This is a genomic window from Helicobacter valdiviensis, from assembly GCF_003245365.1.
GTDB classification, from domain to species: domain Bacteria; phylum Campylobacterota; class Campylobacteria; order Campylobacterales; family Helicobacteraceae; genus Helicobacter_D; species Helicobacter_D valdiviensis.
In genome coordinates this window covers 93,428-109,921 of sequence record NZ_NBIU01000004.1, presented here as the reverse complement: position 1 = coordinate 109,921, position 16,494 = coordinate 93,428, and the positions used below count along the sequence as shown (strand labels likewise).

At 33.1% G+C, this 16,494-nt stretch carries 14 protein-coding genes; all 14 read right to left on the bottom strand.

The features are described from left to right. Window positions 1-718: 718 nt before the first annotated feature. Window positions 719-1,975 (bottom strand): TolC family protein, encoded by a 1,257-nt coding sequence (locus tag B6S12_RS02680; protein ID WP_111229282.1) that lies wholly within the window; start codon window positions 1,973-1,975, stop codon window positions 719-721. Next, a complete protein-coding gene (locus B6S12_RS02675) occupies window positions 1,966-5,091 on the bottom strand; it encodes an efflux RND transporter permease subunit (protein WP_111229281.1) in 3,126 nt (1,041 codons plus the stop codon). Before B6S12_RS02675 ends, B6S12_RS02680 begins: the two co-directional genes overlap by 10 nt. Before the next feature lie 3 nt (window positions 5,092-5,094). Further along, on the bottom strand, window positions 5,095-6,123 hold the full coding sequence (locus B6S12_RS02670) for an efflux RND transporter periplasmic adaptor subunit (RefSeq protein WP_111229280.1): 1,029 nt from the start codon (window positions 6,121-6,123) through the stop codon (window positions 5,095-5,097). 67 nt (window positions 6,124-6,190) lie between these two features. Then, on the bottom strand, window positions 6,191-7,102 hold the full coding sequence (locus B6S12_RS02665; protein WP_111229279.1) for a DUF2156 domain-containing protein: 912 nt from the start codon (window positions 7,100-7,102) through the stop codon (window positions 6,191-6,193). 45 nt (window positions 7,103-7,147) lie between these two features. Continuing rightward, window positions 7,148-7,399: a hypothetical protein gene (locus B6S12_RS02660; protein WP_111229278.1), complete on the bottom strand. Its 252-nt coding sequence runs from the start codon at window positions 7,397-7,399 to the stop codon at window positions 7,148-7,150. Continuing rightward, window positions 7,386-7,763, bottom strand: a complete 378-nt coding sequence (gene fliS, locus B6S12_RS02655; protein WP_111229277.1) for a flagellar export chaperone FliS — start codon at window positions 7,761-7,763, stop codon at window positions 7,386-7,388. Before fliS ends, B6S12_RS02660 begins: the two co-directional genes overlap by 14 nt. A gap of 11 nt (window positions 7,764-7,774) precedes the next feature. Then, a complete protein-coding gene (gene fliD / locus B6S12_RS02650) occupies window positions 7,775-9,856 on the bottom strand; it encodes a flagellar filament capping protein FliD (RefSeq protein ID WP_111229276.1) in 2,082 nt (693 codons plus the stop codon). A 25-nt stretch (window positions 9,857-9,881) separates the two neighbouring features. Continuing rightward, on the bottom strand, window positions 9,882-10,253 hold the full coding sequence (locus B6S12_RS02645) for a FlaG family protein (RefSeq protein ID WP_111229275.1): 372 nt from the start codon (window positions 10,251-10,253) through the stop codon (window positions 9,882-9,884). 97 nt (window positions 10,254-10,350) lie between these two features. Beyond that, complete coding sequence (locus tag B6S12_RS02640) at window positions 10,351-11,583, bottom strand: murein hydrolase activator EnvC family protein (RefSeq protein WP_111229274.1); 1,233 nt, start codon at window positions 11,581-11,583, stop codon at window positions 10,351-10,353. Between the two features lie 3 nt (window positions 11,584-11,586). Then, window positions 11,587-12,393, bottom strand: a complete 807-nt coding sequence (locus B6S12_RS02635) for an FtsX-like permease family protein (protein ID WP_111229273.1) — start codon at window positions 12,391-12,393, stop codon at window positions 11,587-11,589. After that, the gene (locus B6S12_RS02630; protein ID WP_111229272.1) at window positions 12,380-13,048 is read right to left on the bottom strand and encodes a cell division ATP-binding protein FtsE; all 669 of its coding nucleotides are present in this window, start codon (window positions 13,046-13,048) and stop codon (window positions 12,380-12,382) included. The genes B6S12_RS02635 and B6S12_RS02630 overlap by 14 nt, the downstream gene beginning before the upstream one ends. Further along, window positions 13,049-14,275, bottom strand: a complete 1,227-nt coding sequence (gene trmB, locus B6S12_RS02625; RefSeq protein WP_111229271.1) for a tRNA (guanosine(46)-N7)-methyltransferase TrmB — start codon at window positions 14,273-14,275, stop codon at window positions 13,049-13,051. Next, window positions 14,275-15,537: a fibronectin type III domain-containing protein gene (locus B6S12_RS02620; protein ID WP_181450929.1), complete on the bottom strand. Its 1,263-nt coding sequence runs from the start codon at window positions 15,535-15,537 to the stop codon at window positions 14,275-14,277. The genes trmB and B6S12_RS02620 overlap by 1 nt, the downstream gene beginning before the upstream one ends. Then, window positions 15,479-16,456: an RluA family pseudouridine synthase gene (locus tag B6S12_RS02615; RefSeq protein ID WP_111229270.1), complete on the bottom strand. Its 978-nt coding sequence runs from the start codon at window positions 16,454-16,456 to the stop codon at window positions 15,479-15,481. The genes B6S12_RS02620 and B6S12_RS02615 overlap by 59 nt, the downstream gene beginning before the upstream one ends. Window positions 16,457-16,494 lie beyond the last annotated feature (38 nt).

The following is a 16,494-nucleotide window of genomic DNA, read 5'->3' as shown; positions in this document are numbered from 1 at the left end:
AAAACCCGCTTAACTTATGCTTAAAACTATTAAAATTAGTCTTTGGAAGATAAAGCGGGTAAGGAGGCTAAATAATATTTAGTTTAGCTTTTACTTCTTATCTTTTAAAAAGGAATTTTAAGACTTTAAACCCTTTAAAAGGGTTGCAAAGTTTAAAATCTTTCTTTCTTTAATCTTGTTTTTAAATAAATTCTTCTTGTTTAGTATAAATACAATATAGTATTAATAGTTTTTTATCTGTGAAGTAGAATAATAAAATTAAGTAGAGTTATGTAATCTATGAGAATGCTTAGGGTTTCTTGGAAGCTCTTTTAGATTGCCACGCAAATATTGCATATTTGCTCGTAATGATAGGGTAACAATATTAGATTGCTGTTACTAAAGCTCCTAGCAATGACAGGGGAAGGCTTATAATGATAAAAAAGAAAGCTATTGCAATGAGATAGGGTGGGGACTTACAAAAAGAAGTTTAAGTATTTAGAATAGTAATAGGGTAGAGTTTGCTTGATTGATATAAAAAGATAAATTAAACTTTTAAAAATGATAGGTTTCTTGTAATAATGAAAGTTTATAGTATGAATATAAGGAGGATTTTAGATTGCTTTGTTGCTAAAGCTCTTCGCAATGACAGAGAAAACACAATAACAGAGAAGGAGGGTTTGTAATAAAAAAGGTATGAAGTGGTTACAATGAGTAAAACTTAAAAATTATAAATTGTCTAAAAAGGAGCAATTTTGCTTTGTGTGATGCGTTCTATTTCTGCTATGGCTTGTAAGATTGCATAGCGGTTTAGCACTACATTGCTTCTAGCTTCTGTGAGTAAATATTCAGAATCTAAAAAATCACTTGTGCTTTCTATCCTTTCTTTGTAGCGGTTTTGTGAGATTCTGTAATTTTCTTCAGCTTGTGTGAGTGCTTTTTTAGCTACTTCATAAGCACTGATAGCTAAATGGTAGTTTTCTAATGCGCTAAAAAGTTGCAAATCTAGCTCTTCTAAAAGATCAATTTTTTGGCTTTCAAAGGCAAGTTTATTGGCCTTAGAAGCTTCTAGTTCAAATTTATCGCTAAAACCATTAAAAACATTGAGATTAAATTGTAATTGTGCGCTTTTTTGATCGTTGTAGGTGCCTATGCGTTCTTGGAGTTTATAATCATCTCCATATTGGCTATAACTTCCTAAAATATCAACTCTTGGGAGAAATCTACCTTGAATACTTTTGCTTAAGTAATCTTTACTTTTTATAATATTGTCTAAAAATAAAACTTCTGCTCTTTTTTGGTGCATAGTGTTTTGGAGGTTGGATTGGAGCAGGGTTGGTGTGTGGAGAGTGAGTTCTTCTAGTGTGTTTGTATCTATCTTTGTTCTTGTGTAGCGTTCAAGGGTTTTAATGGCATAGTTTAGGTTGCTTTGTGCGCTTAGGAGAGATTGTATGGAGTTTTGCAGTTCCACTTCTACTTTTAAAAGATCATTTTTTGGAATAAGTCCTACTTTATAAAATTCTGCACTCTCTCTTCTTTGCTCTTCTAGTAACTCTTTAGATTGTGTGGCGACAATTACATTTTGTTTTTGGCGTAAAATATCAATATAGGCTCTTTTTACAAACAAAATCACATCTTCCTTGAGTGCTTGTAGTTGATAGCTTTGAGCTTCTTGTAAAGCTTGTGAGCTTTTTAGATTAAACACATCGCTTAATCCATTAAAAAGATTATAAGTAATATCTAAACTAAGAGTGCTAGAGCTATCTTTGGAGCGGGAATTTAAGCGGTTGCTTTTATCTGCTCCATAAGTAATACTAAAGCTTGGATAAAAGGGTGCGTATTGTGCTTTTGTGTTATATTGGCTTTCTTGTAGTAAATATTCTTGTTCTTTAATACCAGCATTAGCATTTAATGTTAGCCTAATGGCTTCTTCAAGAGTAAGTGCGTGGATTTGATTTATTAAAATACAAAGGATTATGATTGCTTTTAGTTGCATGGTTTTTCCCTTTTAATGAAAAATGAAAGAATGCAAGGTATTAAAAAAAGTGTGAGAAAAGTTGAAAGTCCAAGTCCTCCTAAAATAACTGCACCAAGCCCTCTATAAATTTCACTCCCAGCTCCTGGTGCTATCACTAATGGAAGCATTCCAAAAAGAGAAGTTAGGGTGCTCATATAAATAGGCCGAATTCTTGTTTGGACAGCATCTAAGATACCTTCATGCGTGTTAAATCCATAAAGTCTTACATTGTGCAAGGATTGATAAACAATCAAAATAGCATTATTTACTACAACACCTACTAAAATAATAAAACCTAGCATAGTAAGAATATCAAGAGGTTGCTCAATGATAAATATATTCACTAAGAAAAGTCCCAAAAACCCACCACCTACTGCTAAAGGAACTGTAAAAAGAATAATAAGAGGATAGATAAAATCCTCATATAAAGCCGCCATTAAAAGATAAATGATAAAAATTGCCAAAATAAAGCCCCCCTCTAGTGCGGCTCTAATTTTGGTAAGCTGATCGGCTGTGCCTCCTAGAGTGATTTTGTTATCCCCTAAAGCACCGCTTTCTTTTAGTTCCTTTAGGATATCTGTGCTAATGAGTTCCATAGATTCTTCTATAGTGATATTTTTTGGGGGATTAACTTGCAAACTTATGGTTCTATCGCGTTCTAAGTGGCGGATTTCATTAATTCCATATTCAAGTTTTAAAAGAGCAAGAGAAGAAATAGGTAAAATCCCACCATCTGGCGTATAGATAGAAGCACGATAGAGTTCTTCAGGAGAGGTAAGTTGGGTTTCTTTAGCTTTTAGAACCAAATCAATTTTTTCTCTACCTTCTTCTTTGTATTCAGAGATTTTGCGTCCATCCATAAGGCTATCTAGAGTAATGCCAAAGCTTGTTGCATCAAAACCTACTGCACTTAAACGCTCATAATTTGGATAAAGGTTTAATTCAGGATATAAAATCTCTAAACTTGGACGCGGACTTACTTGCACCCCATCACCAAATTTAGCAAATACAAGGCGTTGTAAAGCTAGAGTAGTAGCTACAATGCTTTCTAAATCTGTTCCGCTAATATCTACATCAATACTGCGTCCTTGTCCGCCTCTGCGTTCAAAGATTCCTGCTTGTGAGACATTTCCACTAATTCCTGGAATTTTTGCAATACAAGATTTTGCAATAGGAATTAAATCGCCTGATTTTTGCATATTAGTAGAACGCAAACCAAAGTGCATAGAAGTTTCACTTCCTAGATAAAACATATTATCAATAGGTGGAATATCTCCCTCACCTTTAAAGCCATTTTGGGCAAAATAAGGGCTAAGACAAGTAAAGATTTCTTTTCCTATTTTTTGACGCTCCTCATAAGAAAGCCCTGGGGGTGGGTTTAAAGTGGCAAAGACAAAGTTTTGGTTGCCTTGTGGTAGATATTCCATTTTAGGAAAGAGCAAGAAAGTAAGTGCAAAAGAAATAAAAGTTAGACTAAAAATTGTTAAAAGTTTGTTTTTGGTGCTTTGCATAGATTTTTTTACAAAAAACATAATCCAAAAAGTGCAAAGATTTCCAAAATTTACAAGTTTATTGGAGAGATTATTTAAAAAAATAATTTCTTTTTTGGGAATTTTTTTGACATAGATACTTGCTTGAAAACTTAAAGTGGGAATGATGATAATAGATACAAAGAGAGAAAAAAGCACAGCAGTGCTTGCAGCAAGTGCAATATCGCGGAAAAGTTGTCCTGCTTCTTCTTGCATATTGATAATTGGGATAAAAATAGCTACTGTGGTTAAAACAGAAGCAATTAAGCCTCCAATTACTTCTTTTGTTCCATCAATTACAGCATTTAGCGGGGTTTTGTCCATTTTTCTATGGCGATCAATGTTTTCTAAAACAACAATTGCAGAATCCACCAACATTCCCACTGCAAAGGAAATTCCTGCAAGCGAAACGACATTTAGAGTTCTATCTAAGGCTGCCATAACAATGAAAGTGCCAAAGATACTAATAGGCATTGAAATGGCGATGATGAGTGTGGAGGTTAAAGAACGCAAGAAAATAAATAAAATTCCACAAGCTAAAAATGCACCCACTAAGATGTTGCCTTTAACTAGGGCGATGGCTTGCTCTATATAATCTCTTTGATCATTCATCCATTCTAGTTTTAATCCCTCTTTTTTTAAAAGATTGGAATTTAAATCTAAAAAGACTTTTTCTACTGCATTGGTAAGATCTAGCACATTAGCATCGGCTGTAGGTTTAATAGAGATGTTTAGGGCTTCTTTGAAATTATAAAGCGAGGCTGTAGTTTTGTTTTCATAGCCTTCTTTGACTTCCGCGATATCTCCTACTTTTACGCGTTTTATACCATCGCTCCAAATAATAGTTTCGCTAATGCTTTGTGGTGTTTTGTATTCTGAGGCGGTGCGGACACGATAGCTTTTGCGTCCATAATTCATAGTTCCTGCTGAAATATTGACATTATTTCTTTCAAGCGCATTAATTAATGTATCAACAGTAAGATCATAAGCAGCTAATTTTTGGTAATCCAAAATTACATGCATTTCTCTATCATCACCGCCTGGGAAAAAGACTTCAGCTACTCCATCAATGCGTTCAAAATATTGGATTACTTTTTCATTAAAAAAGGTTCGATATTCTCTAACATTTATAGAGTCATCTAGGCTAGTTAGCATCATTCTGATAATAGGTGCTGTATCATCTCCAGTGGCTTTAATGATGGGGCGATCCATATCATCTGGATAGCCTTTGACTTCATTAAGCTTGTTGCTAACATCTAAAAGGGCTTTTGTTAAGTCTGTGCCAATATTAAATTCTAAAGTAACATTAGCTCTTCCATTGCGTGAGCGTGATTCTAAAGAGATGAGGTTATCAATCCCTTTTAATGCTTGCTCTTGTCTTTCAATAACTTCTCTTTCTACTTCATAAGGGGTGGCGCCACTCCAAGTGGTATTGACAGAAATTACAGGGCGTGTAACTTTTGGGGTTAATTGGTAAGGCATTGTGCTAAGGCTTAAAATCCCAAAAAGACTTACTAAAATCATCCCTACTAGAACAACTACGGGGCGATTAAGCAATTCTTTCATCTTTTAATTTCCTTTATCCAAGATAGCTTGTCCATCTCGTAGGCGTTCATGTCCTTGTGTAATTACTCTATCTTTTGTGCTTAGAGTTTCGTTTAAAGGAGTGATAGAAGCTTCTAAGCCTTCATAGGAATTTACTTTAATGGCAACTTCTTTGGCTGTTTTTCCTTGAATAATAAAAATACTATAGCCATTTTGGGTGGGCAAGATACTATCGCGTGGAACCAAGAGTGTGTCGCTAGGAGAAGAGAGATTGAAATTTGCTCTTACTTCTAAACCCTCAATAAGTTCTCCTTTATTATCTGTAATTGCTAGTTTTATGGGGAAGGTTCTAGCCTTTGCATCTCCTAGTGGAATGAGTGCAGATATTTTAGCAGGATAGGTTTTTTGGGCGATTTCCACATTAATGGAATCTCCTAGTTTTAAGGAGCGTAAAATGCTAAAAGGCACTTCAAAATTTGCTTCAAGCGGAGAGAGTTTAGCAATATTAAAAATGCTTGCTCCTGCACTTACCCATTCGCCTTGTTTAAGAAGCTTTTGTAAAATAACGCCATCATAGGGGGCTATAAGGGTTTTTTTGTCTTTTTGGGTTTTTAGGTATTCTAAATCTGCTTTGATAGATTGTGTATTTGCTTTTTGGGCTTCTAGGTTAAAGAGTGCGTCCTCGTATTCTTTATAGGCAATAGAATCGCTTTTATAAAGTTTGGAATAGCGTTCAAAATCCTTTGTATTTTTCTTTAAGATTGCAAGAGATTGGTTTAAAAGTGCGGTTTTAGCATTAATTTCTTTGATTAAAAGATCGCTATTTAGTTTTGCTAGTGCTTGACCCTTTTTGACTTTAGAGCCTTCATCTACATAGATTTCATCAATCACGCCTTGAATTTCTGAAGCAAGTGAGGAGCGATCACTAAAATAGAGTGATCCAACAAATTTGTGGGCTTGTTGTAAAGTTCCACTTCTAATAGGCGTGCTAACCACTAGGGTTTCTTTAGCAAAAAGCACTAAAGGTAGCAGTAAAAAAAGAATTTTTTTCATTCCTTAAACTCCTAAAACTCCGTTAAAAAGAGGAATTATAAAATAAAAGTGTTAAGTTTGTGTGAAGTTATTTATTCTTTTGAATGATTTTAGCATCAAATTTTTCTTGCAAATAAAGGGGTTGATAGGATTGTTTTGCTTTTCTAAGCCCTTCAATTCCTAAATCTTCTTCACGGTTTACAAGCGTATAATTGTTCCAAGCATGGAAAAGAAATTCTCTATTAATAGCTTGATAAGCACCCATATATTCAATATCAGCTTTTTCTATGTGAATAACAATAGTGCTAGAGTTTAGGGGTTCTCCAAAGCTAAAGGCAATGATTTTTCCCTCTACTTTTAGAATTCCTCCTTGGAATTTCAGTCTTTTAAATTCTTTTAAGGATTCAATAATTCCCACATATTCATTTCTTAAGCCATCGCTTGCATCATCGCTTATTTTTCCAAACCATTCTTTATAGGTTTGTATAAGCTCTTGGCAGTTTGCTTCTGTTAGAGGCTCGTAGCTAAAATTATAGCGTTCTACAAAACGGTTTAAGTGGGTTTTTTTCTTGTGGTATTTTTTTCCTTTTAGTTCAATAAGTTCAGGAATAGAGTAGATATAATCGCTTCTATCTTCGCGATAAGTGTAGGAAAAAATATCAGGCATAAGAGAGGAAAGCTCTTCTTTGTCAATTTTACTTAAAGAATGGATAGAAAAATGGTAACCTTTTGAATGGCAAATCTCCATAAGTTCTAAGATTGTTTTTTTCTTAAGTTCTAAATTATTTTCCTTATGGATAGGATAAAAAATAAAGGGATCTTGATTGGGGTATTGTGTTTTAATCACTAGACATTCATTATGCACACAATAGCTAATATGTCGCGAGTAATGCCATAAATAAAGATTAGTAAAAGTAAGATCAGATACTAAGATTTCACGACTTTTTAAAAATGAGTCTATGATCTCTTTATCTTCTATATCAATAGGTTTCCATTGCATCTTTAAATCCTTGTTTGTTTAAAGAGGCAATTGTAATACATTTGTCTAAAAAGATATATTAAGTCTTGATATTTTTTGCTCTTTAGGAAGAAATTGCTTGGTTTGTTTTAGTTTTTTCATCTCTATCCAGAGGGCATCTTTTTGTGCTTTTGCATAAGATGTGATTTGTTCTAAAATTGCTAAGGCTTCAAACATCTCTTCTCTAGTTTTAAGCATAGGGGTGTTATCCAAAAGCTGCGAGAGACGCTCATCGTTTTTGTTTAAATATGCTATTTTTAATTCATTAAGCCAATTCATGATTTACCTCTTTCCATGCTTCAAGCAATCCTTTAGTTACTTTAAGCACAATATCAATTTTATCTTTATTGTTTTCCATATTTGCTTGGGTTAAAAGCTTGATTTGATGCGTGTAGAGCCCTGTTAAATAATGTGCTACTTGTCCGCCTTTTTCATAATCAAGAGAATTTAAAAGTTCTACAAAAATATCTGTTGTGCGATTGATATAGTAGATTTTTTTCTCAATATCTCCAGAATCAATACACCTCTTTGCCATAGAGGCAAAGCGTAAAATTCCTTCATAAAGCATCTCTACTAATCTTGCAGGAGATTCTACTGCTACAGAATTTTGCTGGTATGAGTTATAAGCTAAAGTGCTTTTCATTGTAAATTTCCTTAATTGCTATTATTCATTGCATTAATCATATTGGTTACTGCACTAGCAGATTGGTTTGTCTTGGCGATTAGCTGATCGTAAGCTGACCATCTTGCTGCCATCATTTCATAGCGAGTATCAATCTGCTCCATTGCATTATCTCTCCCTTCTGTGAGAGATTTGTTTTCATTAATGAGCTGTTGCTCTAGTGTTTTTAAAGTAGAATCACTACCGGTGATTAAACTATCCATAGATGTTTTTAGTTTTGCAAAAACTCCTGGAACTTCTTCTGTATTACCATTGATAGTAGAAGTGGATCCTCTAAAAAATTCTACAGCTGCATCTGGATCTTTTTGGAATTCTGAAGTAAATGTAGATGAATCTAGCTTTAATGTTCCATCATCGTTAAAATAAATCCCAAATTTTACAAGATTATTACCATTTAAATCATTGGAGCTAAGAAGAGAATTTAACTCTCTTGTAATACTTCTTATTTCGCTATTTCCATTAAAAGGACCTGCTATTTTTGTTTCTTCATCATATTTTGTAAGCTCTTGAATTTTTAAAATCATAGCATTATAGTTTTCTACAAAAGCCTTTGCTTCATCTAAAATTGCAGTATCATCTCTCCCTATTCTTACAGTTACTTCTTCATTTTCTTTGGTAACCGCAGTAAGCTCTAAAGAGAGTCCAGAAATTACATCATCAACTGTATTTTTATCACGAGTGATTGGAATACCATTGAAGCTAAATTTAGCGTCTTGTCCTTTTTGAATGCTAGTAATATCTAAGCTTTCAAGGAATTTGCTACTAGGAGTATAAGCTCCAGAGTTTAAGCCTATTTGATCTAAGACTTTCTTTTTGGCTTCATCATTTTCACCCTCAGATGATATTCTAATAGTGCCTCCATCAAGACTATTGATAACCAATTTTCCATTTTCCACTTTAGCTTCTACTTTGCCTTGTAGATTGGAGTTACTATTGATTGCGTTGATGATTTTTTCAGCATTATTAGCACCTGTGCCATTTTTGCTAATTTCAGCTAAATCAAATTTCTCTCCATTGATTGTAAAAACTCCACTTAGCTCACCCTCATCAACACCTTTTTTGCCAGTGATTAGAGAGCTAGAACCTACAGAGCTTTTTTTGCCAAAACCTAAATCGCTATCTGTAGGTGTAGTTCCCTCAGCAGGTTTTACTTTAATGCCTTCTGCTACAACCTTGATTTCTCCACCTTTAGAATCATTAAACATTAATCCATTGCCATCTTTGTTTAAGCCTATGGTGATTTCTCCGCTATCTCTTTTTTCTTTGATGTCAGATAGGCTTGGATCTTCATCAATTTTTTTATTGATAGCATCAAGGAGGGCTTGTGCGTTTTGTTTGGAATCATTGCCTACTTTGCTATCAATCTCACTTCCTTGGATTTCAATCTCTTTGCCACCAATGGTTACCTTAAAAGTTCCTTCATCTTGGATTTCTCCACCAGGGATTGCAGCACCACTTAGAGTGCTACCAAAATAGATTTTATTTTTTTCTCCGCTATCTTTACTTTGAATCATAAGTTGGTAAGGATTATCCCCGCCTGTATTCATAATAATACCATTTACAGCACCATCTGTAGCATCTGTAATACTTTGCGCTACTTCTGTAAGCGTTGCTCCTGCTTTAATGTCAATAGTATAGTCTGTTCCATTATGGTAGAATTTTAATTGTGTGTTTTCATTGCTAAAAACGGAATCTTTAGCTTGAAATTTTTTGCCTACTTGATTAACATCATTTTGTGCTAGTTGATCTACTTTGATGGTAATATCTTGCACAGGAAGTCCATCGCCTGCTGTTGCTTTTACGCCAGTTCCTTCTACGGTTGCAGAACGCTTTTGGAAGGTGCTATAATCTGATAAAGCTCTAAAATTGCTATTTACAGAACTCATAAGGGACATTAAAGCAGTAAGTTCTGTTTGTTGTTGCATATTGGTTTGAAGTTTTGTTGCATAGGGATTAACAAGATTTTGCACTTCCAATTCTTTCATTGAATTTAGAGTATCCCAGTTTAAAACTCCACTTCCAACCCCTAAAGATGCTAAACTACCTAAAGCCATAATAACTCCTTTAAATTGCTAAATTTCACACATTTTTATCAAAAATCATACCAACGACTTCTTTCATTTTAGCCATTAGCTCCATTGCCTCATCACTTGGAATTTTGCGAATTACGCGGTTGGTATCGCGTTCGCTTACTGTGATATAGAGCCCTTCTATATCTTCATTGAAATCAAAAGTTACGCTCGTATTTAGCGGACTTAACTCTTTGTTTAATTTTTGAGCTAATTCATTGAGCTGCCTTTTTTGATCTTCTGTGTCTTGCTTCTCTTTTTGAGCTTCTATATCTTGTTGCTGCTCTTTTAGAGAAGAAGCTTGGCTATTTGGCTGTGAATAATTCTCATAAGAATTACCCAAAGAACTAGCAATATTCATTCCACTTTCTGAAATATTCATTGTAATCTCCTTTTATTTATAGTCTTTTTAGACTAAAACCTATAACCTAACTTAGAAAGTATATCGGATATTTTTTTAAAAAGTAAAGAGGAAAGAATTAATTTTTTACAGAAATTAATTCTAGAGGATCAATATGTTTGTCTTTTAGGGTAACTTCAAATTTTAATGCATTTTGTGTGCGTCCTATGGTGTAGCCTTTTTTTACAGTGCTACCAGGTTTGATGGTGGGGGCAATCTTGTCTAATTGTGCATAGATAGTATGCATATTATCTTTGTGTTCAATAATAACAACTCTTTTTAAAATGGGTGTATCTTTTGCAAAAACCACTTTGCCATCTAAAACACTTTTTACTTTGTCATCTCCTTTTGGAGCTAGAGTAACTGATTCGTTAAATACTTTCATTTTATATACAGGATCATAATAAGTTCCAAAACGCTTTTGTATGGTAAAGTCATCTAATGGAGCAATCGTTTTAGCACCTTTGTATTTTGTAGTGCTAATTTTATGGTAAGAGCTAGCCACTTGTCTTACATCAATATTGGAATCTTTATTGGGAGTTTTGTCTTTGTTGATAGGTTTTTGCTTGGCTAATTCTGCTTGTTTTTTCTTTTTTTCTTCCTCTTGACTTTTTAGGATATTTAATTGGACTAAAATTTCTTGTAAAGAATCTCGTTCTTTGATGATTGTTTTTAGCTCATTATCGTATTTTTGGATTTCTTTTTGATAATCTTTTAGTGCATTTTCTTGTTTGTTTTGGAGTTCTTTTAAGTCCAATCTTTTTTTATTTTCTAAATCAATATAATTTCTAATGATATCAATTTCTTTTTGTAATGAGGTAATTTTGGCAATCACTTTTCCTTGCTCATTGCTTAACTTTGCTAAATCATTTTTTGTGCTTTGGTTTAGGATTTTAAAGCTTTCTTCCGTGATTAAATCTTGTATGGATTCAGTTTGAAAATCATTAAGCAAAATTACAAAAGAAATATCTTTAATTACTAAATCTATAATTTCCATTTCAATCTTTTTTCTTTGAGAGAAAAGCTTTTCTTGATCTTTAGAAAGAAGAGACATTTGGTTTTGTTTTAAAGTGAATTCTTTTTCATTTTTGGTAATGCTACCTTCACTTTCTTTGATTTTTAAATTTAATTCTTTTAGTTCTTTATCTTTTTTGTTAAGAGCATTTCCAAGTTCTTCTAATTTTTGGTTAATAAGGGCTACTTGCTTATTTTTATCAATAAGAGCACTTTGGTTTTTATCAATTTGCTGTTTGATATTATTAGCCTCTAAAATAGCCAAGAACAACAAGAAACTAAAAAGAATTCTTCGCATTTTTTAATCTTTCTTGTAAAGGCTAACAATCCATACAGATACAAATGAGAGTGCTAAGCCTACACACAAAAGCAAAATAGTGTCTAAAAAGGGTGAAAATACTTCACTACTTAAGCCTACATTTTGCATAAAATTTACAAGATTGCTATTTTGAGAGAGATAAATTAAAGTGCTAGAGCAAATCAAAGTAGCAATAAGAGTATCTAAAAAAGCAAGCCTAAAAAGCAGTTGGTTACGCATCCATAAAGGAGCACCTAGTAAGCTCATAATATTCATTCTTTCGCTATGTTGGAAACGCCAAATTTCAATTTGCTTAAACATTAAAAGTAAGCTAATAAGAGCAATAAAAGAAGCAAATACTAGCACACTGCTATTGATAATTAAAAGAAGTTGATAGATTTGATTATGACTTTTTGTAAAACTTTCAAATCTAATAATTTCTTTAAAGTCTTTTAAGGTATTGTTAATGACTTGCAATCTTTCAGCACTTGGATATTCTTTTAAGCTTAAGGAATAAAAAAATGGCAAGGAATTTTTTAAGAGGATAAGATTGGCTTGGCTGATATTTTCTCCTAGTCTATCAAGCACAATTTGTGTATCAATAGGCATTAGTGTTTGTGCTTCAATCACTTTTTGTTGGATTTCTTCTAAAGATAATTCTCTAGAAGAGGCTAAAATGATGGCATAGTTTTTGCCAAGTTTTCCTTCATAGTCTTTTAAGATTCTATCTATTAATAAAATTCCCTCCAAACTAAAAAGCAGTGCGACAAGAGGGATAATTAAAGCTAAATGGTTTTTAAGAGAGTTCATAAATCACCCCTTCTTCAATGTGTAAATGGCGGTAATGGATACCTAGAGTTTCAGGAATTCTGTGAGTAACAACCACAATAGTAATTCCAAGTTGTTCATTGACACCCTTTAATAGACTCCAAATCACATCACTAGAATAATCATCTAAATTTCCTGTGGGTTCATCGGCTAAAATCAAAAGTGGATTGTGTGAGAGAGCTCTTGCCATAGCTACCCTCTGTTGTTCTCCACCGCTTAATTCTAAGGGATATTTATTGCCTTTATGGGAAAGTTTAATGTGTGCTAGAAGTCTATCCGTTTGTGCTTTGCAAGCTTCTTTGGTAAATCCTCCTATAATCATGGGTAGCATTACATTTTTTTCTACATTCCATTCTTTGATGAGTTTGTAATCTTGAAAAATAATACCTAGATGTTTTCTTAAAGTTTCAATGCTTTTAGAATTAGCTTTAAACATCTCCACTCCACATACTTCTAAAGAGCCACTTTTTAGAGGTAAATCTCCATAAAAAGATCGCATAAGAGTGCTTTTGCCACTCCCGCTAGGACCACTTATAAAGACAAATTCTTGAGGTGCTATACTAAAAGTAGCATTTTTGATAATCATTTCATTTTTGTAGCCTAGATTGATATTGCTTGCTTGAATAATGGCACTCATTTAACATTCCTTTAAAAGAGAACATAAAAGATTATGGGCTTTAAAGTTTGCCTCTGTTTTTAAGGGAGGTTCTCTAAAGTATTTCAAATTCTCATCAATAATTATATAACGGGTTTCTGGATAAGCAAAATCTCCAAAAGAAATTTTTAAAATTTTTTTATCTCCTTTTGGATTAATAAGTAAATCTTCAAGACTTAAAAAGTAGTCCTCTTTGACAAATTTTTGTTTTTTAAAAGAGGGAGTAAGTAAGGGAGAGCTAGTTATTTTAGGAAAGCTAAAATCATAATGCTTTGTGGCTATGTTTAGGGGTTCTTTTTGTAAAAGATATAAATCATAAATGTCTTTATTGAGCCTATTCCATCTTGCTTCATATTTGCTTGTTATGGAATTTTGCTGGTTTTTTTGATGGGAGATTTCAAAATTTTTAAATTCTTTAGCTAAATCCAATGAGTAGAGAAAATACTCATAACTATCGGTTCTTAAATGCAAATTTCCTTCTTTTTTTAAGACTCTAGCACATTGTGTTAAAAAAGCATTGCTAAAAATTCTTCGGTGAGGTTTTTTATCCCAAGGAACAGGAAAATGCACAAAAATTTTACTAAGAGAACATTTGGGCAATAATTCTAAAAAGATTCTTGCATCATAAGCTAAAATAAGGATATTATTTAGCTGAAGAAGTCCAATTTGTCTTGCGACTTGCTCTAAAGAGGGTAGGTGGATTTCAATACCAATATGTAAAATGTCTTTGTGGTTTTGTGCGTTAAACAAAAGCTGTCTTCCACTGCCAAATCCAATTTCTAGCCAAATTTCTTTATTTTCTAAACCCTCTTTTTGCAACAGCTCTTCAAAATTTAAAAAATCATTGATTTCTTTGATAAAAGGGAGTTTAAATTGGGGGGTGATGTTTTGTTGGTTAAGATTGTGTGTGATGACTTTTTGATTGCTTGCAAGAAGCATAAGGGCATTTTTGGCAATTTCAATGGGCGCAATTTTAGAGCTTTTATCACATTTTACTAAAAATTCTTTAGCATTTTTATCGTTTTGCTTGAGAGTTAAAAAGAATTCTTTAGGTTTAAGATTTGATATTTTAGAAGTTGTGTGTAAAAGAGAATAATTTTTAAACACACAAGATGAGTATAGCTCTAAAAAGCTAAATTCATTTTCCTTGCAAGAAAGGGTGCAAGGAAGTTCGGGGAGCGATAGGGAAAGAGCTTTAAAATGTGGCATTATTTTGGTGCAGGCAAGAAGAGAGTTACCTCTTCACTTTTTTTAGACTCTAAACCATTTTCATCAATAGCACTTACACTATAGTAGTATTTTTCTCCTACTTTGACTTCTTTATCTACAAATTCGGGTGTCATTACTTCTGTATAGCGTAAAGTTTCACTTAAGAAATTGGAGCCTCTTTTATAAACAACATATTCTTTAGCGCGGTTATCTTGTGGATTCCATCTTAATACTGCTACATCTCCTTCAATTTGTGCATAAACAACTAAAGGAGTGCGAGGCAATCCAAGAGTAGCACCCGCTACTGGTGTGCTCTCAAGGCTTTCAATTCCATCTTTATCTACCGCAATTACTTTATAGCTATATTCTGCACCATCTTTGTCAATTTTATCACTATAAGTAGTTTGTTTTGCATCAATAGTTGCAAGGCGTGAGAAACTGCCAAACAAAGAAGAGCGTAAAATAACATAATGTGTAACTTCTTTATTGGGGTGGGCGTCCCATTTAAGATCTATAGATTTAGGAAGATTTTTAGTAGCACTTAAATTTTTAACAGGAATAGGTTTTGGCTTGGTAGAAGCAATCACGCTTTTTGTAGGGGCAGAATAAGTTCCATTAGCATTGAAAGCTAGGATTTGATACTCACTTGTAGAGTCATCTTCTAAATTTTTATCAATATATTCCACTAAAAGACGATTATTGATTTTTTCTAAATCTTTCCATTCTCCATTTTTGTTTTTCTTTTGGATAAGATAGCCTACTACGCGTGGATCTTGGTGTGGGCTCCAAATAACTTTTACAATACGAGGATAACCTCCAATAGCTTCAATGTAGGCAACTGGATCAATGAGTAATGTTTTTACTTTGATTGCTTCTGAGAAAGGAGAAACATTTTTAGCACCATCAAAAGAAGCAAATTGATAGATATAGGTAGTGTTTGCTTCTAGTTTGCTATCTGCATAATGTGTGGCAAAACGCGAATCTATTGTAGCTATATGGGAAAAACTTTGCTCATTTTCTTTTTTGCGGTAGAGATGATAACCTGCAATTTCATTTTGACTAGGAAGATTCCATTCAAATGCTATGGAATTAACATCACTTAATGTGCGGATATTGGTTGGTGGTTTTAAGTTAGGATTGATTGTCGGGTTTGCATTAAAGCTTAAAGTTCCTACTGAAGAGGAACAGCCCCATAAAACAAGACTAAAAACTAGTAGAAAAAAGCTCGTGCAAAGGAATTTTAAACTCCGCTGTAATTTCATGCTTATCCTTATAAAAATTTTCTTTTATATATGATAGCATATCTTTATAAAGGGGTGCATAAATTTCTATAAGTTTTTTACTTTTTGGGTGTATAAAGCTTAGAAAATGTGAGTGGAGTAGAATTCTTTTGGAGTAATCGCCTTGGTATCCATAAAAGTAATCTCCTAAAATATGACGGTTTAAACTAGCAAGATGGGCTCTTATTTGATGTGTTCTACCGCTAAATAGTTTTGCACCTATGAGTTCTAAATTTCCTTGACTTTGTATTTTAAAAAAAGCACTTTTGGCTTCTTTGCCTCTTGCATCTTTAGAATTTGTAGTGATGTATTTTAGACGATTTTTTGGGTGTCGCATAAGAGGAGTTTCTATTATGATGTTATTTTTTAGAGGATTATCAATCACACATAGATAGTATCTTTGGATTTGGCGTTCTTTAATTTGCAAGCTTAAAAGTTCATGGGTAGAGTTATTTTTAGCAATAATCATTGCTCCACTTGTTGTTTTGTCTAATCTATGCACAATACCTTCTCTTGTATTATCGCCAAGGTTTGAAAGAGGGATGGAGTGTTTTTTTAAATAATCTATAAGGGTAAATTGTAAATCTTTATCATTTGCTTTGTGAGTAATTAAGTCAATAGGTTTATTGAGAATAAGCAAGTCTTCATCCTCATATAAAAAAGGGATATAAAGCTCTTTTTCTTCTTTTTGTGTCTTTTCTTGCTCTAAGAGTGTAATTTTATCACCTTCTTTTAGCGAAATTCCGTTTTTCTGCACTTTTTTATTATTGAGTAAAATGCGTTCATTTTTTAATAACGAGTGGATTTGATTGCGAGAAAGATTTAAAGATTTAACTAAAAATTGATCTAATCTTGTTCCAAAATCTTCTTGATTTGGAGAAAAAGAGTGTATATGTTGCATAAATTTATCCATCATTTTATAAATTATGTTAAAATTCT

What these genes read in the sequence shown, in the direction of transcription:
- B6S12_RS02680 (WP_111229282.1), bottom strand. Translation starts at nt 1,975, where the DNA reads ATGCAACTAAAAGCAATCATAATCCTTTGTATTTTAATAAATCAAATC.
- B6S12_RS02675 (WP_111229281.1), bottom strand. Translation starts at nt 5,091, where the DNA reads ATGAAAGAATTGCTTAATCGCCCCGTAGTTGTTCTAGTAGGGATGATT.
- B6S12_RS02670 (WP_111229280.1), bottom strand. Translation starts at nt 6,123, where the DNA reads ATGAAAAAAATTCTTTTTTTACTGCTACCTTTAGTGCTTTTTGCTAAA.
- B6S12_RS02665 (WP_111229279.1), bottom strand. Translation starts at nt 7,102, where the DNA reads ATGCAATGGAAACCTATTGATATAGAAGATAAAGAGATCATAGACTCA.
- B6S12_RS02660 (WP_111229278.1), bottom strand. Translation starts at nt 7,399, where the DNA reads ATGAATTGGCTTAATGAATTAAAAATAGCATATTTAAACAAAAACGAT.
- fliS (WP_111229277.1), bottom strand. Translation starts at nt 7,763, where the DNA reads ATGAAAAGCACTTTAGCTTATAACTCATACCAGCAAAATTCTGTAGCA.
- fliD (WP_111229276.1), bottom strand. Translation starts at nt 9,856, where the DNA reads ATGGCTTTAGGTAGTTTAGCATCTTTAGGGGTTGGAAGTGGAGTTTTA.
- B6S12_RS02645 (WP_111229275.1), bottom strand. Translation starts at nt 10,253, where the DNA reads ATGAATATTTCAGAAAGTGGAATGAATATTGCTAGTTCTTTGGGTAAT.
- B6S12_RS02640 (WP_111229274.1), bottom strand. Translation starts at nt 11,583, where the DNA reads ATGCGAAGAATTCTTTTTAGTTTCTTGTTGTTCTTGGCTATTTTAGAG.
- B6S12_RS02635 (WP_111229273.1), bottom strand. Translation starts at nt 12,393, where the DNA reads ATGAACTCTCTTAAAAACCATTTAGCTTTAATTATCCCTCTTGTCGCA.
- B6S12_RS02630 (WP_111229272.1), bottom strand. Translation starts at nt 13,048, where the DNA reads ATGAGTGCCATTATTCAAGCAAGCAATATCAATCTAGGCTACAAAAAT.
- trmB (WP_111229271.1), bottom strand. Translation starts at nt 14,275, where the DNA reads ATGCCACATTTTAAAGCTCTTTCCCTATCGCTCCCCGAACTTCCTTGC.
- B6S12_RS02620 (WP_181450929.1), bottom strand. Translation starts at nt 15,537, where the DNA reads ATGAAATTACAGCGGAGTTTAAAATTCCTTTGCACGAGCTTTTTTCTA.
- B6S12_RS02615 (WP_111229270.1), bottom strand. Translation starts at nt 16,456, where the DNA reads ATGCAACATATACACTCTTTTTCTCCAAATCAAGAAGATTTTGGAACA.